This window comes from Caulobacter radicis (assembly GCF_003094615.1).
GTDB classification, from domain to species: Bacteria; Pseudomonadota; Alphaproteobacteria; order Caulobacterales; family Caulobacteraceae; genus Caulobacter; species Caulobacter radicis.
Window position 1 is genome coordinate 27,687 of the sequence record NZ_QDKO01000040.1, and the last position, 23,958, is coordinate 51,644.

Annotated in this window: 31 protein-coding genes; 17 read left to right on the forward strand and 14 right to left on the reverse strand. The window is 69.8% G+C overall.

The window, feature by feature from the left end; genetic code table 11:
• Window positions 1–119: 119 nt before the first annotated feature.
• Entirely contained in the window at window positions 120–632 is a 513-nt protein-coding gene (locus DDF62_RS20680) for a L,D-transpeptidase family protein (RefSeq protein ID WP_116490852.1), read from the reverse strand.
• 66 nt (window positions 633–698) lie between these two features.
• Between DDF62_RS20680 and DDF62_RS20685 the strand changes: the two genes are divergently transcribed.
• Entirely contained in the window at window positions 699–1,385 is a 687-nt protein-coding gene (locus tag DDF62_RS20685) for a response regulator transcription factor (RefSeq protein WP_058347127.1), read from the forward strand.
• Between the two features lie 199 nt (window positions 1,386–1,584).
• On the opposite strand, the gene secB is transcribed toward DDF62_RS20685, so the two are convergent.
• Window positions 1,585–2,079 (reverse strand): protein-export chaperone SecB, encoded by a 495-nt coding sequence (gene secB / locus DDF62_RS20690; protein ID WP_116490853.1) that lies wholly within the window; start codon window positions 2,077–2,079, stop codon window positions 1,585–1,587.
• A 165-nt stretch (window positions 2,080–2,244) separates the two neighbouring features.
• Here secB and timA point away from each other — a divergent pair, with 165 nt between their 5' ends.
• From timA to DDF62_RS20705, 3 genes are read left to right on the forward strand one after another with little or no spacing between them, the layout of a single operon-like run.
• Entirely contained in the window at window positions 2,245–2,847 is a 603-nt protein-coding gene (gene timA / locus DDF62_RS20695; RefSeq protein WP_116490854.1) for a TIM44-related membrane protein TimA, read from the forward strand.
• On the forward strand, window positions 2,847–4,007 hold the full coding sequence (gene mltA, locus DDF62_RS20700) for a murein transglycosylase A (RefSeq protein ID WP_116490855.1): 1,161 nt from the start codon (window positions 2,847–2,849) through the stop codon (window positions 4,005–4,007). Before timA ends, mltA begins: the two co-directional genes overlap by 1 nt.
• A gap of 4 nt (window positions 4,008–4,011) precedes the next feature.
• The gene (locus DDF62_RS20705; RefSeq protein ID WP_116490856.1) at window positions 4,012–4,587 is read left to right on the forward strand and encodes a Smr/MutS family protein; all 576 of its coding nucleotides are present in this window, start codon (window positions 4,012–4,014) and stop codon (window positions 4,585–4,587) included.
• Window positions 4,588–4,629: 42 nt separating this feature from the next.
• Here the strand turns inward: DDF62_RS20705 and DDF62_RS20710 are convergent, their stop codons facing one another.
• The 6 genes from DDF62_RS20710 to DDF62_RS20735 are packed head-to-tail and all read right to left on the reverse strand — an operon-like array spanning window position 4,630 to window position 8,722.
• Window positions 4,630–4,953, reverse strand: coding sequence for a phosphoribosyl-ATP diphosphatase (locus tag DDF62_RS20710; protein ID WP_116490857.1), 324 nt, complete (start codon window positions 4,951–4,953; stop codon window positions 4,630–4,632).
• Window positions 4,950–5,732 carry an imidazole glycerol phosphate synthase subunit HisF gene (gene hisF / locus DDF62_RS20715; RefSeq protein ID WP_116490858.1) on the reverse strand — a complete coding sequence of 261 codons (783 nt, stop codon included), beginning with the start codon at window positions 5,730–5,732 and terminating at the stop codon, window positions 4,950–4,952. The genes DDF62_RS20710 and hisF overlap by 4 nt, the downstream gene beginning before the upstream one ends.
• Entirely contained in the window at window positions 5,732–6,466 is a 735-nt protein-coding gene (gene hisA / locus DDF62_RS20720; protein ID WP_165832324.1) for a 1-(5-phosphoribosyl)-5-[(5-phosphoribosylamino)methylideneamino]imidazole-4-carboxamide isomerase, read from the reverse strand. Before hisA ends, hisF begins: the two co-directional genes overlap by 1 nt.
• Window positions 6,454–7,095 (reverse strand): imidazole glycerol phosphate synthase subunit HisH, encoded by a 642-nt coding sequence (hisH, locus tag DDF62_RS20725; protein WP_116490859.1) that lies wholly within the window; start codon window positions 7,093–7,095, stop codon window positions 6,454–6,456. Before hisH ends, hisA begins: the two co-directional genes overlap by 13 nt.
• A gap of 10 nt (window positions 7,096–7,105) precedes the next feature.
• Window positions 7,106–7,696: an imidazoleglycerol-phosphate dehydratase HisB gene (gene hisB, locus DDF62_RS20730; RefSeq protein WP_101713144.1), complete on the reverse strand. Its 591-nt coding sequence runs from the start codon at window positions 7,694–7,696 to the stop codon at window positions 7,106–7,108.
• Between the two features lie 36 nt (window positions 7,697–7,732).
• Window positions 7,733–8,722 carry an adenosine kinase gene (locus DDF62_RS20735; protein ID WP_116490860.1) on the reverse strand — a complete coding sequence of 330 codons (990 nt, stop codon included), beginning with the start codon at window positions 8,720–8,722 and terminating at the stop codon, window positions 7,733–7,735.
• A 120-nt stretch (window positions 8,723–8,842) separates the two neighbouring features.
• Between DDF62_RS20735 and DDF62_RS20740 the strand changes: the two genes are divergently transcribed.
• The 5 genes from DDF62_RS20740 to DDF62_RS20760 all read left to right on the forward strand — a co-directional run bounded on the left by DDF62_RS20740 (window position 8,843) and on the right by DDF62_RS20760 (window position 12,333).
• Window positions 8,843–9,709 (forward strand): ATP-grasp domain-containing protein, encoded by an 867-nt coding sequence (locus DDF62_RS20740; protein WP_116490861.1) that lies wholly within the window; start codon window positions 8,843–8,845, stop codon window positions 9,707–9,709.
• A gap of 90 nt (window positions 9,710–9,799) precedes the next feature.
• Entirely contained in the window at window positions 9,800–10,696 is an 897-nt protein-coding gene (locus DDF62_RS20745) for a hydrogen peroxide-inducible genes activator (RefSeq protein ID WP_116490862.1), read from the forward strand.
• Window positions 10,697–10,788: 92 nt separating this feature from the next.
• The gene (locus DDF62_RS20750) at window positions 10,789–11,289 is read left to right on the forward strand and encodes a hypothetical protein (RefSeq protein ID WP_116490863.1); all 501 of its coding nucleotides are present in this window, start codon (window positions 10,789–10,791) and stop codon (window positions 11,287–11,289) included.
• An 89-nt stretch (window positions 11,290–11,378) separates the two neighbouring features.
• Entirely contained in the window at window positions 11,379–11,963 is a 585-nt protein-coding gene (locus tag DDF62_RS20755) for a PadR family transcriptional regulator (protein ID WP_116490864.1), read from the forward strand.
• Between the two features lie 28 nt (window positions 11,964–11,991).
• Complete coding sequence (locus DDF62_RS20760) at window positions 11,992–12,333, forward strand: DUF2218 domain-containing protein (RefSeq protein ID WP_116490865.1); 342 nt, start codon at window positions 11,992–11,994, stop codon at window positions 12,331–12,333.
• Window positions 12,334–12,460: 127 nt separating this feature from the next.
• Here DDF62_RS20760 and DDF62_RS20765 read toward each other — a convergent pair whose 3' ends face one another.
• Window positions 12,461–12,973, reverse strand: a complete 513-nt coding sequence (locus DDF62_RS20765; protein WP_116490866.1) for a MarR family winged helix-turn-helix transcriptional regulator — start codon at window positions 12,971–12,973, stop codon at window positions 12,461–12,463.
• A 43-nt stretch (window positions 12,974–13,016) separates the two neighbouring features.
• On the opposite strand from DDF62_RS20765, the gene DDF62_RS20770 reads away from it, so the two are divergent.
• Window positions 13,017–14,237 (forward strand): MFS transporter, encoded by a 1,221-nt coding sequence (locus DDF62_RS20770; protein WP_244286896.1) that lies wholly within the window; start codon window positions 13,017–13,019, stop codon window positions 14,235–14,237.
• 3 nt (window positions 14,238–14,240) lie between these two features.
• Here the strand turns inward: DDF62_RS20770 and nth are convergent, their stop codons facing one another.
• Window positions 14,241–14,927, reverse strand: a complete 687-nt coding sequence (nth, locus tag DDF62_RS20775) for an endonuclease III (RefSeq protein ID WP_116490867.1) — start codon at window positions 14,925–14,927, stop codon at window positions 14,241–14,243.
• A 65-nt stretch (window positions 14,928–14,992) separates the two neighbouring features.
• Here nth and DDF62_RS20780 point away from each other — a divergent pair, with 65 nt between their 5' ends.
• Together DDF62_RS20780 and DDF62_RS20785 are read left to right on the forward strand one after the other, a co-directional pair.
• Window positions 14,993–15,469, forward strand: coding sequence for a DUF2244 domain-containing protein (locus tag DDF62_RS20780; protein WP_116490868.1), 477 nt, complete (start codon window positions 14,993–14,995; stop codon window positions 15,467–15,469).
• Window positions 15,470–15,531: 62 nt separating this feature from the next.
• Entirely contained in the window at window positions 15,532–16,422 is an 891-nt protein-coding gene (locus tag DDF62_RS20785) for a bifunctional helix-turn-helix domain-containing protein/methylated-DNA--[protein]-cysteine S-methyltransferase (protein WP_116490869.1), read from the forward strand.
• Between the two features lie 331 nt (window positions 16,423–16,753).
• Here the strand turns inward: DDF62_RS20785 and DDF62_RS20790 are convergent, their stop codons facing one another.
• Complete coding sequence (locus tag DDF62_RS20790) at window positions 16,754–17,260, reverse strand: DUF1993 domain-containing protein (RefSeq protein WP_116490870.1); 507 nt, start codon at window positions 17,258–17,260, stop codon at window positions 16,754–16,756.
• A gap of 199 nt (window positions 17,261–17,459) precedes the next feature.
• On the reverse strand, window positions 17,460–17,846 hold the full coding sequence (locus tag DDF62_RS20795) for a winged helix-turn-helix transcriptional regulator (protein ID WP_116490871.1): 387 nt from the start codon (window positions 17,844–17,846) through the stop codon (window positions 17,460–17,462).
• Between the two features lie 219 nt (window positions 17,847–18,065).
• Here DDF62_RS20795 and DDF62_RS20800 point away from each other — a divergent pair, with 219 nt between their 5' ends.
• From DDF62_RS20800 to DDF62_RS20810, 3 genes are all read left to right on the forward strand, one after another.
• The gene (locus DDF62_RS20800; protein WP_116490872.1) at window positions 18,066–18,956 is read left to right on the forward strand and encodes an SDR family oxidoreductase; all 891 of its coding nucleotides are present in this window, start codon (window positions 18,066–18,068) and stop codon (window positions 18,954–18,956) included.
• Between the two features lie 90 nt (window positions 18,957–19,046).
• Window positions 19,047–19,988 carry an IS481 family transposase gene (locus DDF62_RS20805; protein WP_116490838.1) on the forward strand — a complete coding sequence of 314 codons (942 nt, stop codon included), beginning with the start codon at window positions 19,047–19,049 and terminating at the stop codon, window positions 19,986–19,988.
• Window positions 19,989–20,078: 90 nt separating this feature from the next.
• On the forward strand, window positions 20,079–20,510 hold the full coding sequence (locus DDF62_RS20810) for a CBS domain-containing protein (RefSeq protein ID WP_116490873.1): 432 nt from the start codon (window positions 20,079–20,081) through the stop codon (window positions 20,508–20,510).
• 100 nt (window positions 20,511–20,610) lie between these two features.
• On the opposite strand, the gene mdh is transcribed toward DDF62_RS20810, so the two are convergent.
• Window positions 20,611–21,573 (reverse strand): malate dehydrogenase, encoded by a 963-nt coding sequence (gene mdh / locus DDF62_RS20815; protein WP_116490874.1) that lies wholly within the window; start codon window positions 21,571–21,573, stop codon window positions 20,611–20,613.
• Between the two features lie 132 nt (window positions 21,574–21,705).
• On the opposite strand from mdh, the gene DDF62_RS20820 reads away from it, so the two are divergent.
• Window positions 21,706–22,764 (forward strand): MaoC family dehydratase, encoded by a 1,059-nt coding sequence (locus DDF62_RS20820; protein ID WP_116490875.1) that lies wholly within the window; start codon window positions 21,706–21,708, stop codon window positions 22,762–22,764.
• Window positions 22,757–23,182, forward strand: a complete 426-nt coding sequence (locus DDF62_RS20825) for an HIT domain-containing protein (RefSeq protein ID WP_116490876.1) — start codon at window positions 22,757–22,759, stop codon at window positions 23,180–23,182. The genes DDF62_RS20820 and DDF62_RS20825 overlap by 8 nt, the downstream gene beginning before the upstream one ends.
• Here DDF62_RS20825 and DDF62_RS20830 read toward each other — a convergent pair.
• Window positions 23,179–23,958: a DUF7668 domain-containing protein gene (locus tag DDF62_RS20830; protein WP_116490877.1), complete on the reverse strand. Its 780-nt coding sequence runs from the start codon at window positions 23,956–23,958 to the stop codon at window positions 23,179–23,181. The genes DDF62_RS20825 and DDF62_RS20830 overlap by 4 nt on opposite strands.

The following is a 23,958-nucleotide window of genomic DNA, read 5'->3' on the forward strand; positions in this document are numbered from 1 at the left end:
CTCCCCCCTCTGGGGGAGGGGGCCTGTTTTCAGCTGCCGCGATGCCTGCCGGTCACCTCTCGCTTCCCCCTCAGTCGCTTCGCGACAGCTCCCCCTTCAGGGGGAGCACCTCAAGGGCCTCACCCCTCCGCGATCCCGATCGCATCCCCCGGCGCGGCCTTCGCCAGCAGCGCCTCGATATCGGCCCGCGCCAGGGCCACGCAGCCCTCGGTGCCCGGATATCCGTCCCGCGCCAGGTGCAGGAAGATCGCCGAGCCCATCCCGGGAACCGGCGGATCGTCGTTGTGGGCCAGGATCCCCACCAGGTCGTAGACGCCGTCGTCGCGCCACATGCGCTCGGCGCTGGCCGGGTAGGGCAGCTTGACCGGGCGGTTGTAGTTCGGATCGCCCGGCGCGTCGCACCAGCCGTCGTCCGGGGCGATCGGCGCGGTCGGAAGGGCCGTCGCCGGACCGTCCGGATAGACGTCGGGGCGGTAGAGCACCTGGCGGATCGCCCAGGTCCCCAACGGGCTCCGATTGTCGCCCTCGCGCTTGTCCGCGGCGGCGATCACGCCGGCCTTGCCCAGGGCGCAGCGCACGACGCGGCCGTCGCCAAGGTCGATGGTTCCATCTGAATGCGCCTGGAAGATCATCGCAAACCCCGCTCCCGCAAGCCGCGCCCCTTGGCGCCGGGCCTCGTAGCGGTCATGTTCCGCCTCATGGCGCAACGCAAGACCCTGCTTCTCATCGACGACGACGACGACCTGCGCGGCGCCCTGGCCGAACAGCTCGCCCTGCACGAGGAATTCGCCGTGGCCGAGTGCCCGACCGCCGGCGAAGGCGTGCGGCAGGCCCGCGAGATCAAGCCGGACCTGATCCTGCTCGACGTCGACCTGCCCGACATGGACGGCCGCGAGGCCTGCCGGCTGATGCGCAAGAACGGCGTCACCGCGCCTGTGATCATGCTCACCGCCGCCGCCAGCGACAGCGACACCATCCTGGGCCTGGAATCCGGCGCCAACGACTACGTCACCAAGCCCTTCCGCTTCGGCGTGCTCCTGGCCCGCATCCGCGCCCAGCTGCGCAGCTACGAGGCCTCGGAAGACGCGCTGTTCCGCATCGGTCCGTACGAATTCCGCCCCTCGGCCAAACTGCTGGTCGACGACAAGCAGAAGAAGGTGCGGCTGACCGAGAAGGAAACCAACATCCTGAAGTACCTCTACCGCGCCGGCTCCAAGCCGGTGTCGCGCGAGGAGCTGCTGACCGAGGTCTGGGGCTACAACGCCGGCGTGACCACCCACACGCTGGAGACCCACGTCTATCGCCTGCGCCAGAAGATCGAGCCCGATCCGGCCACGGCGCGGATCCTGATCACCGAGGCGGGCGGCTACCGGCTTCAGCCTTAGGGCCTGAGCGTGGCCCTCGTCCTTCGACACGCTCAGGATGAGGACCATGGTTGGCTCAGCAGGTCAGTAGAAACCTCACCCTGAGCGTGTCGAAGGGCGGGGTTTTCGCCGGGCGCGAAAAGGCCAGGAGGCGCAAAAAGAAAGGCCCGGAGCATCGCTGCTCCGGGCCTTCTCCGCTTTCGGGGTCGTCAGCCTGAAATCAGGCGTTGCCGACCTGGCCGGCGTCGGCCTGGGCCTTGCGCGCGGCGTAGACGCCGCCGAAGTCGATCGGGTCGATCAGGAAGGGCGGGAAGCCGCCTTCGCTGGTGACGTCGGCGATCAGGCGACGGGCGAACGGGAACAGGAAGCGCGGGCACTCGATCAGCAGGACCTGCTCGAGGGCTTCTTCCGGCACGCCGGCGATCTGGAACAGGCCGCCGTAGACGACTTCGACGTGGAACACCGCCTGGCCGTCGCGCTCGGCGCGGGCCGACAGCTTCAGGTCGACTTCGAACAGGCCGTCGGCGCGGCCGCGGGCGTTCATCTCGACGCCCATGTCGATGGCCGGCTGGGTGGCCGAGGCGCGGAGCGAGTCCGGCGCGAGCGGGTTTTCGAACGAGAGATCGCGAACGAACTGGGCGACGATGCGGATGCCGGCGGCGGCCGCTTCGTTGTCGTCCTGGGCGGCGGGCGGAGCGCCGTTGGTATCGGTCATGAAGGGTTTTTCCATACTCGGCGCGGCATATCGGCCGTTAGGCGTGAGCGGCGCTGCTAACATGCGGGAGAACGCCGTGCAACGTCAGGCGCCTGACGCGGGCGGTCGCTTGGCCTATATAGGAAGGCTGTCGTCTCAATCGACGGCCCCGATGCGGAACTTGTCGTGCTTGAACTGATCGTCTTCGCGGTGCTCGCCGCCGTCGTCCTCTACCAACTCTACGCCACGCTCGGTCGCCGAGTGGGGCGTCAGCCAGAGGACACGCCCGCTCCCGTGGCCGCGCCGGCCGCAGGCCGCCCGGCCGACAGCGCCGAGACGGCGATCCCTGTCAACGCCACCGGCCTGGCCGCCCTGCGCGCGCGCCAGCCCGACTTCGACCCCGCCCGCTTCCTCTCGGGCGCCCGTTACGCCTACGAGATGATCCTCAAGGCCTTCGCCGCCGGCGACCGCGAGACGCTGAAGCCGCTGCTGGCCGCCGACGTGATGGCCAATTTCGAAGGCGCCATGGCCGCCCGCGAGGCGGAAGGGCGCACCGAGAGCGTCGAGCTGCTGGCCCAGCCGCGCACCGACCTCGACAGCGCCGAAGTGCAGGGCGACACCGCCCGCGCCGTGGTGCGGATCCTGGCCGAAGTGCGCACCCGCTCGACCAGCGCCGCCGGCGAGGCGGTCGACGACCGCCGTACGGCCGACCTGTGGACCTTCGAGCGCGACCTCAAGAGCCGCGACCCCAACTGGACCCTGGTGCGCGTCGCGGTCGCCGAAGCCTGATGCTGCGTTCCGTCCTGACGCTCGCGGCGGCCGCCCTGGTGCTGGCCGCCTGTACGACGACCGCGCCGCCGCCTCCGGTCGCCCCGACGCCCCAGGTCCCGACCCCGACGACGCCGCAGCCTTCGCAACCGACCCAGCCCGCGACGCCGTCGCCAGCCGCCTTCTCGGCGCTGCAAGGCTGGAACGAAGAAGACCACGCCGCCGCCCTGCAGGCCTTCCGCGAGACCTGCGGCGTCGCCAAGGATCCGGCCACGGCCGAGGTCTGCCGCCGGGCCAAGGCCGCCGGTCCGGTCGACGACGCCCGCGCCCGCCAGTTCCTGGAAGCCAATTTCCGTCCCGAGGCCGTCGGCGGCCAGGGCCTGCTGACCGCCTATTTCGCCCCCGAGTACGAAGCTCGCATGTCGCGCTCGGCCGAGTTCAGCGCCCCGATGCGCGGCCGGCCGGCGGATCTGGCCATGCTCGACCTCGGCGCCTTCGACCCGAGCCTGAAGGGCAAGACCGTGGTCGGCCGCGTCGCCGGCGGGACCTTCGTGCCCTATGACGATCGCGCCGTCATCGAGGCCTCGCCGCTGGACCGGCCGCTGGCCTGGATGCGGCCCGAGGACCTGTTCTTCCTCCAGATCCAAGGCTCTGGCGTCCTGACCCTGTCCGACGGCCGCCGCGTGCGCGCCGCCTTCGCCGCCCACAACGGCAAGACCTTCGTCGGCATCGCCACGGCCATGCGCGACCAGGGCCTGCTGGCCGACGGCAATACCTCTGGCGAGGCGATCCGCGGCTGGCTGGCGGCCAATCGCGGCCCCAGGGCCGATGCGATCATGCAGCTGAACCCGCGCTACGTGTTCTTCCAGACCCTGCCCGACGACGGCCGCCAGGCCACGGGCGCGGCCAACGTGCCGCTGCCGGCCGGCCGCGCCATCGCCGTCGATCCCAGCCAGCACGCAATGGGCGGCCTCTACTGGATCGACGCCAGCGCCCCGAAGCTGGCCGGCGCCTTCCCGACCTATCGCCGCGCCGTCGTGGCGCTCGACACCGGCGGGGCGATCAAGGGCCAGGTGCGCGCCGATCTCTACATGGGCGCCGGCCAGGCGGCCGGGACCGAGGCCGGCCGCGTACGCCACGACCTGCGCCTGTGGCGACTGGTCCCCCAGGTTCAACAATAATCCGATGAGCAAGCGGCGGCCGCCGGACGACGAGGGCCAGCGCCTGTGGCGGCTGGTGGCCTCCACGGTGACGGGCCGGGCGCCCGAAAAGGCGCTGAAGATGCGCGACAAGGCCCGGATCCGACCCGGCAAGGCCGAACTCATGGCCCATGCCGCCGACGTCGAGCCGCCCACGCACCTGGCCTCGGTGGCGCCGCTGCGCATCGATCCCGCCGACATCCCGGCCCTGAAGCCCAAGCCCGCGCCCAAGCCGCCGCCCGAGGGCATCGAGCCCAACCGCCGCCGCCGCATCGCCAAGGCCCACGACCCGATCGGCGCGCGGCTCGACATGCACGGCCTCGACCAGGACCAGGCCCGCGCCACGCTGGAGCGGTTCATCCGCCGCGCCTTCGACGACGGTCACCGGGCGGTGCTGGTGATCACCGGCAAGGGCAAGGTCGGCCACGGCGTCCTGCGCCAGCGCACGCCCGAATGGCTGGCCGATCCGGCCCTGCGCGAGATGATCGCCGGGGTTTCACAGGCGGATCAGCGGCACGGCGGCGAAGGGGCGCTCTACGTGGCGCTGAAGCGGAAGGGGTAGGGCAGAGCGGGCATGCTCCCTCTTATGGGAGAGGGGTCAGGATCAGCCGCCTCGCGACGCCTTTTCCGCGTGCCCGGACGTTCCCTCGCGGGCTTCCAGCTTTTCGGCCACGGCGTCGAGCGAGACACCCGAAGCAGCCATCAACGCCAGCCAGTGGTAGAGCAGGTCGGCGCTCTCGGCCGCCAGCGCTTCAGGCCCCTGCGCCACGGCGGCGATCACCGTCTCGACGGCTTCCTCGCCCAGCTTCTTGGCGGCCAGGGCCGGATCGTTCAGCAGCTTGGCGGTGTAGGACGCGGTCGGATCGCCGCCCTTGCGGCTCTCGACCGTGGCGGCCAGGCGCTGCAGGACCTCGAACAGGCGGCTCATGCGACGGCCTTCACGGGATCCAGGCGCACCGGCACTCCGGCGGCGGCCATGGCCTGCTTGGCTTCGCCGATCGAGATCTCGCCGAAGTGGAAGATCGAGGCGGCCAGCACGGCGGCGGCGTGGCCGTCGCGGGCGGCTTCGACCAGGTGTTCGGTCTTGCCCGCGCCGCCCGAGGCGATCACCGGCACGTTGACCGCGCCCGTCACCGCCTGGAGGAGGGGGATGTCGTAGCCGATCTTGGCGCCGTCGCGGTCCATCGAGGTCAGCAGGATCTCGCCCGCGCCGCGCTCGACCACCTTGGCGGCCCAGTCGACGACGTCCAGGCCGGTGTCCTTGCGGCCGCCATAGGTCCAGACGTTCCAGCCCGAGCCGTCGGGGCGGGCCTTGGCGTCGATGGCCACCACCACGCACTGGGCTCCGAAGGCGTCGGCGCCGGCGGCGATCAGGTCGGGGTTCTCGACGGCGGCGGTGTTGGTCGAGACCTTGTCGGCGCCGGCCAGCAGCAGGCGGCGCATGTCGGACACCTGGCGCACGCCGCCGCCCACCGAGACGGGCATGAAGCAGACCTCGGCGGTGCGCGAGATCACGTCCAGGATCAGGCCGCGGCCCTCGCTGGAGGCGGTGATGTCGAGGAACATCAGCTCGTCGGCGCCGGCCGCGTCGTAGGCGGCGGCCTGTTCGACCGGATCACCGGCGTCGCGCAAGTCGACGAAGTTGACGCCCTTGACGACCCGGCCGTCCTTGACGTCGAGGCAAGGGATGATCCGGGTCTTCAGCATCAGGCGGCCGCCGCGACCAGCGCTTCGGCCGGCTTGATGGTGCCGGCGTAGAGCGAGCGGCCCAGGATCGCGCCGGCGATCTCGACGCCCTTGCGCGCCTTGAGGCGCTCGATGTCGGCGACTGCCGCCACGCCGCCCGAGGCGATGACCGGGATCGAGACGGCGTCGGCCAGCTCGCCCACGCCCTCGACATTGACGCCGGTCAGGGCGCCGTCACGGCTGATGTCGGTGACGATCAGGGCGGCCACGCCCACGTCCTCGAAGCGCTTGCCCAGGGTGATGGCGTCGATGTCCGACAGGCCGGTCCAGCCGTCGATGGCGACCTTGCCGTCACGCACGTCGACGGCGACGGCGATCTGCTCGGGCCACAGGCGGGCGGCCTTGCGGACCAGATCCGGGTCGTGGACGGCCACGGTGCCGAGGATGACGCGCGACACGCCGGCCTCGATCCAGGCCTCGATGCCTTCGAGCGTGCGGATGCCGCCGCCCAGCTGCACCGGGATGGAGATCGACTCCAGGATCGACTGCACGGCGGCGGTGTTGACCGACTTGCCCTCGATGGCGCCGTTCAGGTCAACGACGTGCAGCCACGAGAAGCCGTCCTTGACGAACCGCTGGGCCTGGTCGGCCGGGCTGTTGTTGAAGACCGTGGCCTTGTCCATGTCGCCGTGCAGCAGGCGCACGCACTGGCCGTCCTTCAGGTCGATGGCGGGATAGAGGATCATGGGCGCCATTCCAGGAAGTTGGCGAGCAGGGAAAGCCCCGCGGCTTGTGATTTTTCGGGGTGGAATTGTACGCCCGCGACATTCCCCTTGGCCACCGCCGCGACGAACGCGCCGCCGTGGTCGCTGATCGCCACGACATCGGCCGGGTCGGCCGCGTCGAGCGCGAAGGAATTGGCGTAGTACATGTGGGCGCCGTCCTCGATGCCCTCAAACAGGGCGTGAGCGCGCGAAAACGCGATCGCGTTCCAGCCCATGTGCGGGATGGTCAGCGACGGGTCGGACGGCTGAAGCTTCTTCACCTGGCCGCCGATCCAGTCGAGGCCCGGCGTAACGCCGAACTCGAGGCCTTCGGTGGCCAGCAGCTGGTGGCCGACGCAGATGCCCATGAACGGCGCGCCGCGCTGGTGCACGGCCTCGTTCATGGCCTCATAGACGCCCGAGGCGTCCAGGCCCGCGCGGCAGGAGGCGAAGGCGCCGACGCCGGGCAGGAACACCCGGTCGGCCTTGGCCACGACGGCGGGATCGGCGGTGACGACGATGTCGACGGCGACGCCGCGACGGCGGGCGGCCTCGTTGAGGGCCTTTTCCGCCGATCGCAGGTTGCCCGACCCGTAGTCGATCAGGGCGAGGGTCTGCATGGTATGAGCCTTACAGCACGCCCTTGGTCGACGGCGCCTGGCCGCCGGTCTTCGGGTCGAACTCCACCGCCTGGCGCAGGGCGCGGGCCAGGGCCTTGAAGCCGCTTTCCGCCACGTGGTGGGTGTTGTCGCCGTAGAGCGTCTCGAGATGAATGCACGCGCCGCAGTTCATGGCGAAGGCGTGGTGGAACTCCTTGAAGAGCTCGGTGTCCATCTCGCCGACCTTGGGGCGCTTGAACTCGACCTTCCAGATCAGATAGGCGCGGTTGGACAGATCGATGGCGCAGCGCGTCAGGGTCTCGTCCATCGGGATGTAGGCGTGGCCGAAGCGCCGGATGCCCTTGAAGCCATCCAGCGCCTTGTTGATCGCCTGACCCAGCACGATGCCGGTGTCTTCCACCGTGTGGTGCATGTCGATGTGCAGGTCGCCCTTGGTCTCGATCTTCAGATCGAAGCCGCCGTGGCGCGCGAAGCTCTCCAGCATATGGTCGTAGAAACCAATGCCGGTGGAGATCGTCGAGGCGCCGGTCCCGTCGAGATCGATCCAGACCCGGATCTGGGTCTCTTTCGTCTCGCGGACCACTTCAGCGGTGCGGGCCATGCTTCGTCCTTGAAGGTCCGGTCGGGACCAGGGGTGTTAGAGTCCGTTCTGGGCGGCCAGGTCGCGCAGCTTGACCTGCGGACGCGGACCGTAGTGGGCGATGACCTCGGCGGCGGCCAGCGAGCCCAGCTTGCCGCAGTCGGCCAGCGAGCGCCCCTGGGAGAGGCCGTAGAGGAAACCTGCGGCGTATTGGTCGCCCGCGCCCGTCGTGTCCACGACTTTTTCCACGGGGAAGGCCGAGATTTCGTGGAAGTGCTCGCCGGAGGCGACCACCGAACCCTTTTCGCTCCGGGTGACGGCGGCGATCTCGACGCGCTTGGCCAGTTCCTTCACGGCGGCGTCGAAGTCGTCGGTCTGGAACAGGGCGCACACTTCCGAAGCGTTGGCGAAGACGACGTCGCACTGGGTCTCGACGAAGCCCAGCAGGGCTTCGCGGTGACGATCGACGACGAAGCTGTCGCTCAGGGTGATGGCGATCTTGCGCCCGGCGCCGTGCGACAGGGCGGCGGCCTTGGCGAAGGCGCGGCGGGCTTCCAGCGGATCGAACAGGTAGCCTTCGAGATAGGCGTACTGCGCGCCCTCGATGATGGCCTGGTCGACGTCGGCGGCGGTCAGCTCGACGCAGGCGCCCAGATAGGTCGACATGGTGCGCTGGGCGTCCGGCGTCACGTTGATCAGGCACTGGGCCGTGGCCGGGCCCTCGGCCAGCGGCGGGGTGGTGAAGACGCCGCCGATGGCGCGCATGTCGTGGGTGAACACCCGGCCCAGCTGGTCGTCGGCGACCTTGCCGATGAAGGCGGCCTTGCCGCCGAAGCTGGCCACGCCCGCCAGGGTGTTGGCCGCGCTGCCGCCCGAGGCCTCGATGCCGGCGGCCATGGCGTCGTAGAGGCTGGCGGCGCGCGTCGTATCGATCAGCGCCATCGAGCCCTTCACCAGCCCTTGGGCGTCCAGGAAGGCGTCGTCGCACTGGGCGATCACGTCGACGATGGCGTTGCCGATGGCGGCGACGTCGTAGAGGGCGGTCATGTCTGCTCTGTTCCGGGAAGATTGACCGACCGCAAGTAAAGGAAGGGGAGGGCCCTGGCAACGTAGGCTTGGGCAACGCAGGCCTTGCCCCGCGCCCTGCGGCTTTCTAACCCTTGGCGCATGAGCATCACGCAGCCCGACATCCTGATCCTGGTTCCCGCCGCCGACGAACCGCGCTTCGCCCAGAGCTGGCCGCCGCTGTTCGAACGCCTGGCGACGCCGTTGCGCGCCCTGGGCCTGACCGTGGCCTCGCGCCCGTGGACCGATCCGGTCGAGGCCGGCGAGCAGGGGATCGTCCTGCCGTTGCTGTCGTGGGGCTATCACCACCGCGAGCCGGAGTGGTACGCGCGGCTCGACGCCCTGGAGGCGGCCGGCGCGCGCACCGCCAACCCGCCGGGCCTGCTGCGCTGGAACACCGCCAAGACCTATCTGTCCGAACTGGCCGCCAAGGGCGCGCCGGTGGTGCCGACCATCACCCTGGACAAGGTCACGCCCGAAGCGGTCGCCGAGGCGCGAGAGCGCTTCCAGGTCGACCTGGTGGTGGCCAAGCCCCAGGTCTCGGGCGGTTCGCATCGCACGGTGAAGCTGGGCCGCGATCCCGACCTGACCGACGCCCCCACGGGCCCGGCCTTGATCCAGCCGTTCCTGCCGGCGGTGGGCGAGGAGGGCGAGCTGTCGCTGTTCTTCTTCGACGGCGCCTTCAGCCACGCGGTGACCAAGGTGGCCGTGCCCGGCGACTTCCGGGTGCAGCCGCAGTACGGCGGCAAGGTCAGCGAGATCGCGCCCGAGCCCGAGGCGCTGCACGCCGCCCACATGGTGCTCGACGCCCTGGCTCAGCCGCTGACCTACGCCCGCATCGACCTGATCCGGGGCCTGGACCACACGCCGCAGCTGATGGAGCTGGAGATCATCGAGCCGGACCTCTTCCTCCAGCACGCCCACGACCACGGGGCGACGTTCGCCAAAGCGGTGAAGGCGGCGCTCTAGGAAACAGCCACCGGGCGGTGCCGATCGCCCAGACCCGAGATCGGCTCGATTGCTTTTGGCTTTCCGATAGAGGCGGCCTATATCGGATCCATGCTCCCGACCCTTCGCCAGATGCAGTACCTGAAGCTCCTGTCCGAGCACGGCTCGTTCAGCCGCGCGGCCGAGGCCTGCTACGTCACTCAGCCCACCTTGTCGGCGGGCATCCAGGAACTGGAGAAGATCCTCGGCGCCCCGGTGGTCGACCGCGCCCGCTCGGGCGTGATCCTGACCGCCGCCGGCCAGGAAGCCGTGCGCCGGGCGACCTCGATCCTGGCCCAGACCGAAGACCTGGTGCAGGCCGCGCGGGGGGCCGGCCAGCCGCTGGCCGGGCGCTTCCGCCTGGGGGTGATCCCCACCGTGGCCCCGTATCTGCTGCCGCGCGCCCTGCCGTTGCTGCGCGACCAATTCCCCAAGCTGCGCCTCTTCCTGCGCGAGGACCTGACCCAGCGGCTGATCGCCTCGCTGAAGGCCGGCTCTCTGGACGCGGCCCTGATCGCCTTGCCCTACGACATGACCGGCCTGGACTGGGCCCATGTCGAGCACGACGAACTGCTGGCCGCCGCCCCCGCCAACCATCCGATGGCCATGCAGGATCGGGTCGATCCGGCCAGCCTGGAGGGCCAGGACGTCATCCTGCTGGAGGACGGCCACTGCCTGCGCGACCACGCCCTGGCCGCCTGCGGGTTGGAGCCGCCCAAGGGCGTCGGCGACGAGGAGAGCTTCGCGGCGACCTCGCTGCCCACCCTGGTGCAGATGATCGGCTCGGGCCTGGGGGTGTCGTTCCTGCCGGCCATGGCCGTGCAGGCGGGCCTGGCCGAGAACGCGCCGGTGACGGTGCGGCCGCTGGCCACCGCCCAGTCCAGCCGCGAGATCGTCGTGGCCTGGCGGGCCGGCTCCAGCCGCGCCGCCGAGGGCCGCATGCTGGCCGAGACCCTGCGCGCGGCCTGATCGCCGCGCCATCATTCAATACCGGCGTTCTTTCGATGTGCGACCATTCCCCCGTTCGGCGCGTTCAGGCCGGGGATTGGGAGAGCGATGCGATGAACGCGGCGAGGATGACGGCCCTGCTGGGCCTGGCGACGATGATGAGCGGCTGTGTCAGCCTTTCGCGCAGCGCCGCGGTCGACGACCTGCCGGCCGACTGGCGGACCCAGGCCAGGATTTCCGAAGTGCGGCTGACACGCGGCGACCTGAAGGTCACCGACGGCTTCGACACCCTGTTCAAGCAGCGGGTGCAGGCCAAGCTCGACGGCTGCGCCAAGGGCGAGCGGCCGCTGCGGCTGGAAGTGAAGCTCGACCGCTTCGACAAGGCCAATCCGGCCATGACCGCCCTGGTCGGCGGCGCCAACGTGCTGCGCAGCCAGGCGCGGCTGGTCGACGTGCGCACCGGCAGGACCGTCGGCGACTACGCCATCGGCAAGACCATCGTCGGCTCACGCCTGGCGGTCATCAAGATGGGCGAGGCCGAGGAGCAGCTCAGCGACGCCTTCGGCGAGGAACTGTGCGCCCAGGCGTTTCCGACGGCCGTCGCGACCCGATAGCATCAGATATATCTAAATAGCTCTTGACGCCGATCGGTTTCGATATATCTATCATTTCGATATAACGAAACTGCATCGAAAGAGCACATATGTTTGGACGTCATCATCACCCTCACCACGGCCGCCACGGCGGTCATCACAGCCGCCATCCGTTCGGCTTCGACGGCCGCGAGCACGGCGGCATGGGCGGACGGGGCTTCGGCCGCGGCGGCCCGCGCGGCCGCTTCTTCGATCACGGCGACCTGCGCCTGGTCGTGCTGAAGCTGATCGCCGACAAGCCCAGCCACGGCTACGAACTGATCAAGGCGGTCGAGACGGCGGCCGGCGGCGCCTACAGCCCCAGCCCCGGCGTCATCTACCCGACCCTGACCCTGCTGGAAGAGCTCGGCTACGTGGCCGCGACCGACGCCGGCGGCGGCAAGAAGCTCTACACGATCACCGACGAGGGCCAGGGCTTCCTGGAAACCAACGCCCAGCCGGTGAACGGCCTGTTCGAGCGCATGGCCGAGGCCGCCTCGCGCAGCGCCGCCTTCGCGCCGCAGATCCTGCGGGCCCGCGAAAACCTCAAGACGGCCCTGCGGTTGAAACTGCACGCCGGAAGCCTAAGCTCCGAGCAGATCGCCGCCATCGCCAAGGCTTTGGACGACGCCGCAACGCAGATCGAAGCTGTCTGAACCGGGCCGGAACAGAGGAGCACATCTCATGCAGAGCCACGCCCGCCTCGTCACCGACAAGGCCGCCCGCTACATGACCCAGCTGGCCAAGCACTGGGGTCACAAGTTCGAGGTCGAACTGACCGAGACCACGGCTGTCTTCCCGCTGCCGCTGGGCCCGTGCCGGATGATCGCCGACGCCGAAGGCCTGGACATGACCGTCGAGGCCGAGGACTTCGAAGCCCTGGCCAAGCTGGAGCAGGTGGTCGCCGACCACATCCTGCGCTTCGCCTTCCGCGAGAACGTCGAGAAGCTGAACTGGACCCGCGCCCGCGAGGCCGGCCACATCGACCCGCCCAAGGCGCGCGGAGGTCTGGGGCTGGGGGTTTAAGCCTTCCGCCCTCCCCATCGCTCCTGCGTGGTCCTCGTCCTTCGACAAGCTCAGGATGAGGACCAAGGCAAGGCTTCGGACAGAGGAAAACCTCACCCTGAGCCTGTCGAAGGGCGAGGTTTCGCCCCTAAGCCGGCTCCAACCCTGACAGCAGCTTGGCCAGCAACCCACTGAGCGCCTGCTGCTCGCCAAGGTCCAGCGAGGCCAGCAGCGTCCGCTCGTTGTCGATGTGCAGGGGCAGGATCGTATCCAGCAGCCCCCTGCCCTCCCCTGTCAGCGCCACCATCGTGCCCCGGCGATCGCTGGGGTGCGGGCGGCGTTCGACCAGCCCCATCTTCTCCAGCCGGTCGATCCGCGCGGTCATGCCGCCGGACGAGACCATGGCCGTCTCATAGAGGTCGGTCGGGGTCAGGGCGTAGGGCGCCCCCGCCCGGCGCAGGGTGGCCAGGACATCGAACTCGCCGCGCTGCAGGCCATGGGCGGCGAACAGCGGCGCAAGGCGTTCCTTGAGCACGATCTCGGCCACCTCGCAGAGGCGCCCGACCAGCTCCATCGGGAATGGATCCAGGTCCGGCCGCTCGCGCCGCCATTGGACCGAGGCCGCGCCTGCGCGGTCATGACGCTTGGCTTTCGCCGCCATCGGATATATCTCGCCATCAAGATACTTTCCGACGAGATATATCGTGGTCCTCGCCTACGAAGAAGACGCCAAGGCGCGTAAAAGCGCGTCTGTTTCCGCTCGTGCCGCCAAAAGCGGCGCCCTGCTCACCATCGCGGCGATCGTCGTGGCGGCCCTGAACCTGCGCCCGGCCCTGGCCGCACTGGGCCCCGTGCTCGACCAGGTGAAGGCCGCCACCGGCGCCTCCTCGGCCGCCGCGGGCCTGCTGACCACCTTGCCGATCCTGCTGATGGGCCTGGGCGCCCTGCTGGCGACGCCGCTGCGCCGCGCCCTAGGTGAGCGCATGGGCGTGGCCCTGGGCCTCTTGGCCATCGCGGTCGCCTGCGGCCTGCGGGCGATCTGGCCGACCACCGCGGGTCTGTTCGCCAGCGCCGCCATGGTGGGCGTCGGCGTCGCGGCCGTGCAGGCCCTGATGCCCGGCTTCATCAAGCGGACCACCGGCGAGGGCGCGCCGCGGATGATGGGTCTCTACACCACCGGGATCATGGCCGGCGCGGCCGTGGCCGCCGCCATGGCCACGGGCGTCACCCGCCTGGCTGGCTGGCAGACGATGTTCGGCCTGTGGGCCCTGCCCGCCGCGCTGGCCCTGGCGTTGTGGATGCGCGCGGCCAAGCGCGAGACGGCCGCCCCGGCCAGCGGCCCTGTCACCCTGCGCCAAGCGTCGATGTGGAAGAGCCCCCGCGCCTGGCTGCTGCTGACCTTCTTCGGCATCGGCACCGGGGCCTACACCCTGGTGCTGGCCTGGTTCCCGCCGTTCTATGCCAGCCGGGGCCTGACCGCCGACCAGGCCGGCTACGCCCTGTCGGCCCTGACGGTCTGTGAAGTGCTGGCGGGCCTTGCGGTCTCGGCCGCCATCGCCCACCGCCCCGACCGCCGGCCGCTGCTGGCGGCGGCCCTGGCCTCGCTGCTGGCCGGCATCGCCTGCCTGTTGCTGGCGCCCTGGCTCGTCCTGCCGACCGTCTGCCTGCTGGGCGCGGGCATCGGCGCGATCTTCCCGCTGTCGCTGATCGTCACGCTGGACCACGCCAGCGACCCGGAAAGCGCCGGTGACCTGATGGCCTTCGTCCAGGGCGGCGGCTACGTCATGGCCAGCGTCATGCCGTTCTTCGCCGGCTGGGTGCGCGACGCCTCGTCGGACCTGTCGGCCGCCTGGCTGCTGATGTCGGCCGGCGTCGTGGCGATGATGGCGATGACCGCGCGGTTCAAGCCGGGCGCGCGGGTCTAAGCCCTAGAACAGCCCCAGCGACGGGCAGAGGTCGGCGATCTTGCAAATCTCGCACTTGGGCTTGCGGGCCACGCAGATGTAGCGGCCGTGCAGGATCAGCCAGTGGTGGGCGCGGGTCTGGTAGGGGCCGGGCACCACGCGCATCAGATCGTCCTCGACCGCGTCGGGCGTCTTGCCGGCCGACAGCTTGAGGCGATGCGAGACCCGGAACACGTGGGTGTCGACGGCGATGGCCGGCTCGACGTCCAGCTCGTTGAGCACCACGCTGGCGGTCTTGCGGCCCACGCCCGGCAGGCTTTCCAGCGCTTCGCGGTTCAGCGGCACCTGCCCGCCATAGCGGTCCATCAGGATATGGGCCGAGGCGATGACGTTCTTGGCCTTGGTGCGGAAAAGACCGATCGAGGCGATGTACCTGATCAGCCCCTCCTCTCCCAGCTCCAGCATCTTCTCGGCGCTGTCGGCGACCTGGAACAGCGGGCCGGTGGCCTTGTTGACCTGCACGTCGGTGGCCTGGGCCGAAAGGGCCACGGCCGTGACCAGCTCGTAGGGGTTGGAGTAGTTCAGCTCGGTCTTGGGACGTAGTTCCAGGCTCTCGAAGCGCTCGAACAGGACGCGCACGCGTTCGCGCTCGGCGGGCGAGATCCGCTTGCCGGCGGGACGTTTCTTGACGAGGGATTTGCTGGCGGCCATCGGCGGCGACCATGCCGTGATGCGGCCCGCTCGCCAAGGCGGCGCGAGGGGCGTAGACCTTTGGCATGGCCGCCGCGCTCTACATGGACGCCGTGATCCGCCCCAACCGGTCGCTGAGCCGCGCCGGCATGGCCGCGGTGCTGGGCGTGGCCGTCGCCTTCAACCTGATGGTCGCGGCGTTCCTGCTGGTGGTCGGCGCGCCGCCGGTGCTGCCGTTCCTGGGGCTGGACGTCCTGGCCCTGTGGCTGGCCCTGCGCGCCAGCAACCGCGCCCTCTCGCGCTCGGAGCGGGTGAAGGTCACCGCCGAGGAAATCATCGTCAGCCGCGAGGACGCCAAGGGCGCCAGGGTGGTCTGGACCTCGCCGACGGCCTTCACCCGTGTCGACCTCGACCAGCCGGGCGAGCACGAGTCCCGCGTGCGCCTCTTCATGTCGCGCCGCCGCCTGACCCTGGCCAGAGCGCTCAGCCCCGACGAGCGGGTGGCCTTCGCCCGCGCGCTGGAGCGGGCGATCAAGGCGGCGCGGGCCGAGCGCTACGCCTGAGCCAGGACAGGCGGCGCAAGAACCGGGCGGACGCCCTGCCCCGACCGGCGTAAAGTGCGGCGATGGCCCTCGATCTCGTCCAGTCCGAACCTTCCGCGTCCGAAATCCTCGCGCGCCTGGCCGAGCGCTCGGCCGACTATCACCGCATGGCCACCGCCCTGGACTGGCTGGCCCAGCGCTGGATGGAGCGGCCGTCGCTGGACGAGGCCGCCGACGCCGTCGGCCTGTCGCCGTTTCACTTCCAACGGATCTTCACGCGCTGGGCGGGGGTCAGCCCCAAGACCTTCGTGGCCGCCATCGCCCACGCCGAGGCCCGCCGCTCGCTGGAGGCCGGGGCCAGCGTGCTGGACGCGGCCTATGACGCGGGCCTGTCGGGACCTTCGCGGCTGCACGACCTGTTCATCGCCCAGGAGGCGGCCACGCCGGGCGACGTGCGCCGGCGCGGAGCAGGCATGACCCTGCGCTGGGGCTGGGCCCCCACCCCGTTCGGGCGCGGCCTGTTCGTGCTGGCCGAGCGGGGCCTGGCGGGCCTGGCCTTCTCCGACGGCGACGACGACTTCAGCTTCGCCGACATGCACCGCCGCTGGCCCGGCGCCGAGTGGGTGCGCGACGACAGGGCCGCCCAGGACACCGCCCTCAAGGCGTTCGGGGCCGGCGAAGGCCCCCTGCCCGTGGTGCTGATCGGCTCGCCCTACCAGGTGCAGGTGTGGAAGGCGCTGCTGCGCATCCCGGCCGGCGGCACGGCCACCTACGGCCAGGTCGCAGCCTGGGCCGGCAAGCCCAAGGCCTTCCAGGCCACCGGCGGGGCCATCGGCGCCAACCCGATCTCGCTGCTGATCCCCTGCCACCGCGCCATCGCCAAGGACGGCCGGCTTACGGGCTATCACTGGGGCCTGGCCCGCAAGGCCGCGATCCTGGGCCTGGAAGCGGTGGCGACGCGCGAGGTGGCGTGAGCGGCCTCAACCCATAAGAACAAAAAGTGAACATACGTCCGAACTCGACGTCGGCGCGCCCCATCATTGGTCGTGACCGCGATGCGGGGCGAGTAAACGGGTGGAGCGATGGAGCCGGAGGTTCTGAAGGAACTGGCTGTGGTGTTGTCGGCGGCCGGCGGGGTGCTAACCGCCCTGGCCGGATTGGTGTGGGCGTTCCGGCGGCGGCCTTGAGGCACCCCGACAGTGGGTGGTCCTCGCCCTTCGACAGGCTCAGGGTGAGGACCATTTCACAGGCCTTGCAGTCGAAACCTCACCCTGAGCTTGTCGAAGGGCGAGGTTTCGTCAGGCCTCAGGCCGCGCCGAGGAAGTCGCGCTTGCCCAGCACCACGCCGTTCTCGCGCAGGATCGCGTAGGCGGTGGAGAGGTGGAAATAGAAGTTCGGCAGGGCCTGGCCGGTCAGATAGTCGAGGGCGTTGTGCTCCGTGGTCTCGCCGCGACGGGTCAGGGCCACGGTGCGGTCCTCGGCGCCGTCGAAGGCGGCCGGGTCCAGGCCCTCGACATAGGCGATGGCGCGGGCCACGCGGGCCGACAGGTCCTCGAAGCTGGTCTCGACGTCGTCCCAGGCAGGGACCTCGAGACCGGCCAGGCGGGCGCTGGCGCCCTTGGCGAAGTCGGTGGCGATCTGCACCTGGCGGATCAGCGGGAACATGTCGGGATAGAGCCGCGCCTTCAGCAGGGCCTCGGGGTCGAGCTTGCGCTCTTCGACATGGGCGGCGGCCTTGGCCAGCACGCCCGACAGGCCCTTTAGCCCTTGGACAAAGACGGGAACGCTGACGCGGTGGGCGGTGATGGTCATGGGGGCTCCGGTGAGGCTTGGGCGCTGGATGTAGGGTGGTTCGGCGGCGAGCACAGCCCCGCGGTGTTGCGAACCTCCCCCCGTGGGGGAGGCGATCGCGCAGCGATTGGTGGGGAAGTTGGCCGGTGCGGCGGCAGCTGAGAACGTCCCCCCTCCGGCCCTCCGGGCCACCTCCCCCAGAGGGGGAGGATCTGGAGGGCTACGCCGCCTCGGCGCCGTCGTAGCGCGCCCTCGCCTCGCGGATCGCGCCGTGATGTTCCACGGCCCAGGCGATCAGCGCGTTCAGCGGCGTCTGCAGCGACATGCCCAGCGGCGAGAGGCTGTATTCGACGCTGGGCGGCTTGGTGGGGAACACCTCGCGCTCGATCAGGCCGTCTCGCTGAAGATCGCGCAGGGTCTGGGTCAGCATGCGCTGCGAGATGTCGGGCACGGCGCGCCGCAGGGCCCCGAAACGCTTGGGGCCGATGAACAGCAGCGACAGGATCAGCGTGCTCCACTTGTCGCCCAGGTGGTCGACGACGTCGCGCACCGGACAGTCGGCGCTGGTGAAGCCCTGGTCTCGCCAGCCGTCCATCGCCTCGCACATCGCTTCTGGCGAAAGGGCTTCTGGCGAAAGGGCTTGCGGTGAAAGGGCTTGCGGTGAAAGGGCTTGCGGTGAAAGGGCTTGCGGTGAAAGGGCGTCCGACGAAAGGATCGGTGGTTCCTTCAAGGTGCCTATCTCCCGGAAAACTGCCGTCTTTACGGCGCACGATTGGTCTCACATCTACACCTGGTCTCGAAAAGAGACCAGCAAAGGACGACCTCGATGACCGCCAAGCCCTTCCTTAACGACCGCCTCCTGGTGACCGGCGCCGGAGGCCAGCTGGGCCGCCGCGTGGTCGAACTGCTGCTGGAGGCCGGCGCCTCGCACGTGATCGCCACCACCCGCGATCCGGCCAAGCTGGCCGACCTGGCCGCCAAGGGCGTGGACGTGCGCGCCGCCGACTTCGACGACCCGGCCTCGCTGGAAAGCGCCTTCGCCGGCGTCGACCGCCTGCTGCTGGTCAGCACCGACGCGCTGGACAAGCCCGGTCGCCGTATCGCCCAGCACCGCGCCGCCGTGGCCGCGGCCGCCAAGGCCGGCGTCAGGCACATCGCCTACACCTCGGCCCCCGGCGTGCGCCCGCAGGCCCAGGGCCTGGACGACCACTTCTGGACCGAGGCGGCGATCTTCGCCGAGGCCTCGCTCGACTGGACCATCCTGCGCCACAACCTCTATGCCGAGGTGATCCTGATGGGCGCGGGCCAGGCCCTGGCCAGCGGGACCCTCTACACCGCCACGGCCGGCAAGGGCCGGGCCTATGTCACGCGCGAGGACTGCGCCCGCGCCGACGCCGCCGCCCTGCTGGGCGCGGAGGGCCGGCAGATCCTCGAGGTCTCGGGTCCCGAGGCGATCACCCAGGACCAGCTGACCGCCCTGCTGGCCGAGGTCTCGGGCAAGCCGTTGACGCACCAGGCCATTCCGCTGGACGCCCTGCGCGCGGGCCTGGCGGGCGCCGGCCTGCCGCCGCCCTATGTGGAGCTTCTGGCGACCTTCGACCACGACGCCGCCGAGGGCCGCCACGCGGTGATCACCGGCACGGTCGAGCGCCTGACCGGCAAGGCGCCGACCACCGTCGCGGCCTTCCTGGCGGCCAACAAGGCGGCCCTGGCCTAAGTGTCGAAGCTATGAAGGTTGTTCACCCGGGGGCGGGCTTGAACGAAGCTGGGGTTGCGACACTCCACTTCCAGAGCCGGGAGCCCCCGGATGAACATCCATCACAATGCCCGTCTGACGCCACTGGGTCGAGCGGCGATGATCTCGCGGATCGAGACTGACGGCTGGCCGGTGGCCAAGGCGGCCGAAGCCTTCGGGATCTCGCGCCGCACGGCCGACAAGTGGTTGCAACGGCATCGGCGGGGCGGCGAGCGCAGGCTTCACGACCGCAACTCGGCGCCCCGCCGATGTCCGCGCAAGACACCAGCACAGACCATCGAGCGGATCGAGGCGCTGCGTCGCCAGCGCATGACCGGTCCGGCCATCGCTCAGGCCCTGGGGCTGGCCCGCTCGACGGTGGGATTGATCCTGCGCCGGCTGGGGCTGGGCAAGCTGTCGGCCCTGGACCCGAAGATCCCGATCGTCCGCTACGAGCGCGCCGCGCCAGGCGAGATGATCCACCTGGACATCAAGAAGCTGGGAAAGTTCAACGTCGAAGGCCACCGCGTCACCGGTGATCGGCGGCTGGGGCGCTCCAGGAGAGCCGGCTGGGACTTCCTGCACGTCTGCGTCGATGACGCCTCGCGCATGGCCTACACCGAGATCCTGCCCTCCGAAGGTCAAGCCGATACGACCGCCTTCCTAGAGCGGGCCATCGCCTGGCTCGGCCGCCACGGTGTCGCCGTCCAGCGGGTGATGACCGACAATGGTTCGGCCTACCGCTCCAAGCTCTTCGCCCAGGCCCTGCAGGCCGCCGGGGCCAGGCACGTACGCACCCGGCCCTATACGCCGCGCACTAACGGCAAGGCCGAACGGTTCATCCAGACCAGCTTACGCGAATGGGCCTACGGCCGTCCCTACGCCTGCTCCCAAGACCGCGCCAAAGCCATCGGTCCTTGGACCGACAGCTACAACCTCCACCGCCCGCACTCGGGCATCAAAGGCCTCACGCCCTGGCAGCGTGTGAACAACCTTCTTGGAAACGACACCTAAGGCGTCCATCCGCGAACAAGCGGAACGGTCTGCGGCGTCGCGGGGTTTCTAGCGGGTCCAATTCCCATTCCCCCTGAAGGAGGAAGACCCATGAAAGTCAGCGACGCCATGACCAGCCAGGTCTCGGTCGCCCGTCCCGGCGACAGCATCCGCAAGGTCGCCGAGGTGATGGCCAAGGTCGACAGCGGCGTGGTGCCGGTCGTCGAGGACGGCAAGGTGCTGGGCCTGGTCACCGACCGCGACATCGTCCTGCGCGTGGTCGCCGAAGGCCGCAGCTTCGACAGCCCCGTCTCGGAAGTGATGAGTGACGGCGAGGTGCTGTCGGTCAAGGAAGACGACATCCTGGCCGACGCCACCGCCAAGATGGCCAACAACCAGGTCCGTCGCCTGGTGGTGCTGAACGACACCGGCCGCCTGACCGGCATCCTGTCGCTGGGCGACGTGGCCAAGGACTACGGCGCCAAGCAGGTCGGCAAGACCCTGGAGGAGATCTCGCAGGAGCCCGGCGAGGCGGCGCACTGAGTTTCCCTCTCCCTCTGGGAGAAGGTTCGACGAACGCGACAACAAAAAGGGCGGCTCCTTGCGGGGCCGCCCTTCGTCGTATCGGGTTGTCGAACCGGTCTTAGACCAGCGACGGGTCGATCGCCTTGCAGGCTTCCATCAGGCCCTGCACCGACTCCACCGACTTGGCGAACATCGCCTTTTCGGCGTCGTTGGTTTCGAACTCGACGATCTTCTCGGCGCCGCCGGCGCCGATGACGACCGGCACGCCGACATACAGGCCCGACAGGCCGTACTCGCCGTTCAGGAAGGTGGCGCACGGCAGGACGCGCTTCTTGTCCTTCAGGTAGCTGGTGGCCATGGCGATGGCGCTTTCAGCCGGGGCGTAGAAGGCCGAACCGGTCTTCAGCAGGGCGACGATCTCGCCGCCGCCCTTGCGGGTGCGCTCGACGATGGCGTCCAGCTCTTCCTGGGTCAGGAAGCCGGCCTTCACGGCGTCCGGCAGCGGCAGGCCGCCGACGGTCGAGTGACGGACCATCGGGACCATGTCGTCGCCGTGGCCGCCCAGGGTCCAGGCGTGGATGTCTTCGACCGACACGCCGGTCTTTTCGGCCAGGAAGTAGGCGAAACGGGCCGAGTCCAGGACGCCGGCCATGCCGATGACCTTTTCCTTCGGCAGGCCCGAGAACTGCTGCAGGGCCCAGACCATCGCGTCGAGCGGGTTGGTGATGCAGATGACGAAGGCGTTCGGGGCGTGGGCCTTGATGCCTTCGCCGACGGCCTTCATGACCTTCAGGTTGATGCCCAGCAGGTCGTCGCGGCTCATGCCCGGCTTGCGCGGCACGCCGGCGGTCACGATGCAGACGTCGGCGCCGGCGATGTCGGCGTAGTCGTTGGCGCCCTTCAGAGCCACGTCCTTGCCGAACACGGCCGAGGCTTCGGCGATGTCGAGCGCCTTGCCCTGCGGGGTGCCTTCGGCGATGTCGAACAGGATCACGTCGCCCAGCTCTTCGCGAGCGGCGATGTGGGCCAGGGTGCCGCCGATCATGCCGGCGCCGATAAGGGCGATCTTCGCGCGAGCCATGGGGTCTCCATCAGGCTGTGGACAGGAAATGTCGGGGCGCGGTCTACGCCCCTCGCGGCTCAGTCTCAAGCCCCCTTTCCCGTTTCGCTGCGCTGCGGCAAAACGATCACAACAAACACAAGGAGAGGCGCCGTGAGCAAGACCGATCCTGGACGCTTTTTCGAGGACTTCCGCGTCGGCCAGGTGCTGGTCCACGCCACGCCGCGCACGGTGACCGCCGGCGACGTCGCGCTGTATACGGCGCTTTACGGTCCGCGGTTTTCCCTCTTCTCGTCCGATGAATTCGCCCGCGCCTGCGGCCTGGCCGCCGCCCCGGTCGACCCGCTGGTCGCCTTCCATGTCGTGTTCGGCAAGACCGTGCCCGACATCAGCCTGAACGCCGTGGCCAACCTGGGCTATGCCGAGGGTCGCTTTCTCGCTCCGGTGTTTCCCGGCGACACCCTGGCGGCGACCTCGGAGGTGATCGGGGTCAAGGAGAACTCCAACGGCAGGACCGGCGTCGTCTATGTGCGCACCACCGGGACCAATCAGCGCGGCGAGCCGGTGCTGACTTACGTGCGCTGGGTGATGGTGCGAAAGCGCGACCCTGCGGCCGTGGTCGAGGGCCAGTCGGTTCCGGACCTGGCCAAGGCGGTCTCGCCCGAGGACCTGGTCGTCCCGCCGGGCCTGGACGCCTCGGCCTACGACTGGGCCCTGGCCGGCGCGCCGCACGCCTTCGAGGACTATGCGGTCGGCGAGAAGATCGACCATGTCGACGGCATGGCGGTGGAAGAGGCCGAGCACCAGATGGCCACGCGCCTGTGGCAGAACACCGCCAAGGTGCACTTCAACCAGTTCGAGCGGAGCAAGGACCCGTCCGGCCGGCGCCTAGTCTATGGCGGGGTGGTGATCTCGACGGCCAAGGCCCTGTCGTTCAACGGGCTGCAGAACGCTGGCCTTATCCTGGGGATCAATGGCGGCCGGCACGTGGCGCCGTTCTTCGCCGGCTCGACGGTGTTCGCCTGGAGCCAGGTGCTCGACAAGGCGGACCTGCCTGGGTCTGGGGGAACGCTCGGCGCCCTGCGGTTGCGGCTGGTTGCCACCAAGGACAGGCCGTGTACGGATTTCCCCGACAAGGACGCGGATGGAACCTACGACCCGTCGGTGATCCTGGATTTCGACTATTGGGCGGGGGTCCCCAAGCGTGGCTGATTTTTCTCTGCACCCGGCCTTTCCGGCCAGCTCCCACGCGGTCGGCGAGCTGGCGCTTTGCCATGTGCGGCTGCATGACGACGCCCGCTATCCGTGGCTGGTGCTGATCCCGCGCGCCGACGGCCTCGTGGAGATCGAGGACCTGTCGCCGGAGGGCCGCGCGGCCCTGACCGAGGAAGCCGTCGCCGCCAGCGCGGCCGTCCGGGCCGTCGCCAAGGTGCTGGGCCTGGCGATTGACAAGCTGAACCTCGGCGCCCTGGGCAACGTCACCCCGCAGTTGCATGTCCACGTCCTGGGCCGCCGCGCCGGCGATCCGGCTTGGCCGGGTCCGGTCTGGGGCCATAGCGCCGGCGTGCCCTACCCCGAGGAGGTGCGCGCCGCGGCGATCGCGGCGGCGCGGGAGGCGCTGGGGCTCTAAGGCACGTAGATCCGCAGGTCCTGGAAGCGATAGCCGTGCTCGGCTTCGTACACCCGCGCGTGGAGGACGAGATCGCTGCGGCCTTCACCGACGGTGTGGAGATCGACCAACACCTCCCACCAGCCCTCCTGCCAGATGAAGACCGAGGCCTCCCAGGTTTCTGCCGGGAGCGGCTTCAGCACCTCGCCGTAGTCGGCGACATTATCGGCGTTGAAAGCCGCGTTCTCGGCCGAAAGGGGCGCGACGCCCTGGATCGGCGTCGACAGTGCGAAGTCATCAGCCACGAAGGCCGCAACGATGGCGACGAAGGTCGGGCGCCAGGCGGACGGTACGGGGCGCTCACCTTGGCCGTCCTTGACGATGGCCTCGCCCACAAACTTGCCGCGCAACAGGCGATGGGCCGCCTTGAAGTCCGCATCGGCAGGCAAGGGCCGCTCGATCTCGGCAGCGACGATCCGCTCCAGATAGGGATGACCGATCGCCACGAACCGTCTCAGGTCCGGCAGGGCGATCAACATCCGCCATTGATCCTCGTCCATCCAGGACAGGTGTTCGGCCGGCCTGGGGATCAGCACGGCCGGAACCTCGACCAGCTCGAACGCCCGAAAGCTTGCCGACCGGGAGTCGCCCAGCGACCTGAACCGGTAGGAGCGCCCGTGGCGATCGATCGCCACGCCGGTCTCCACGCCGTCGTAGAACCCGAAGGTCCAGACGTCCGCGAAGGCCTGCGGTCCTGCGGCCGCCTCACGCGCGGAGAGACGGGTCAGGACCTGCAT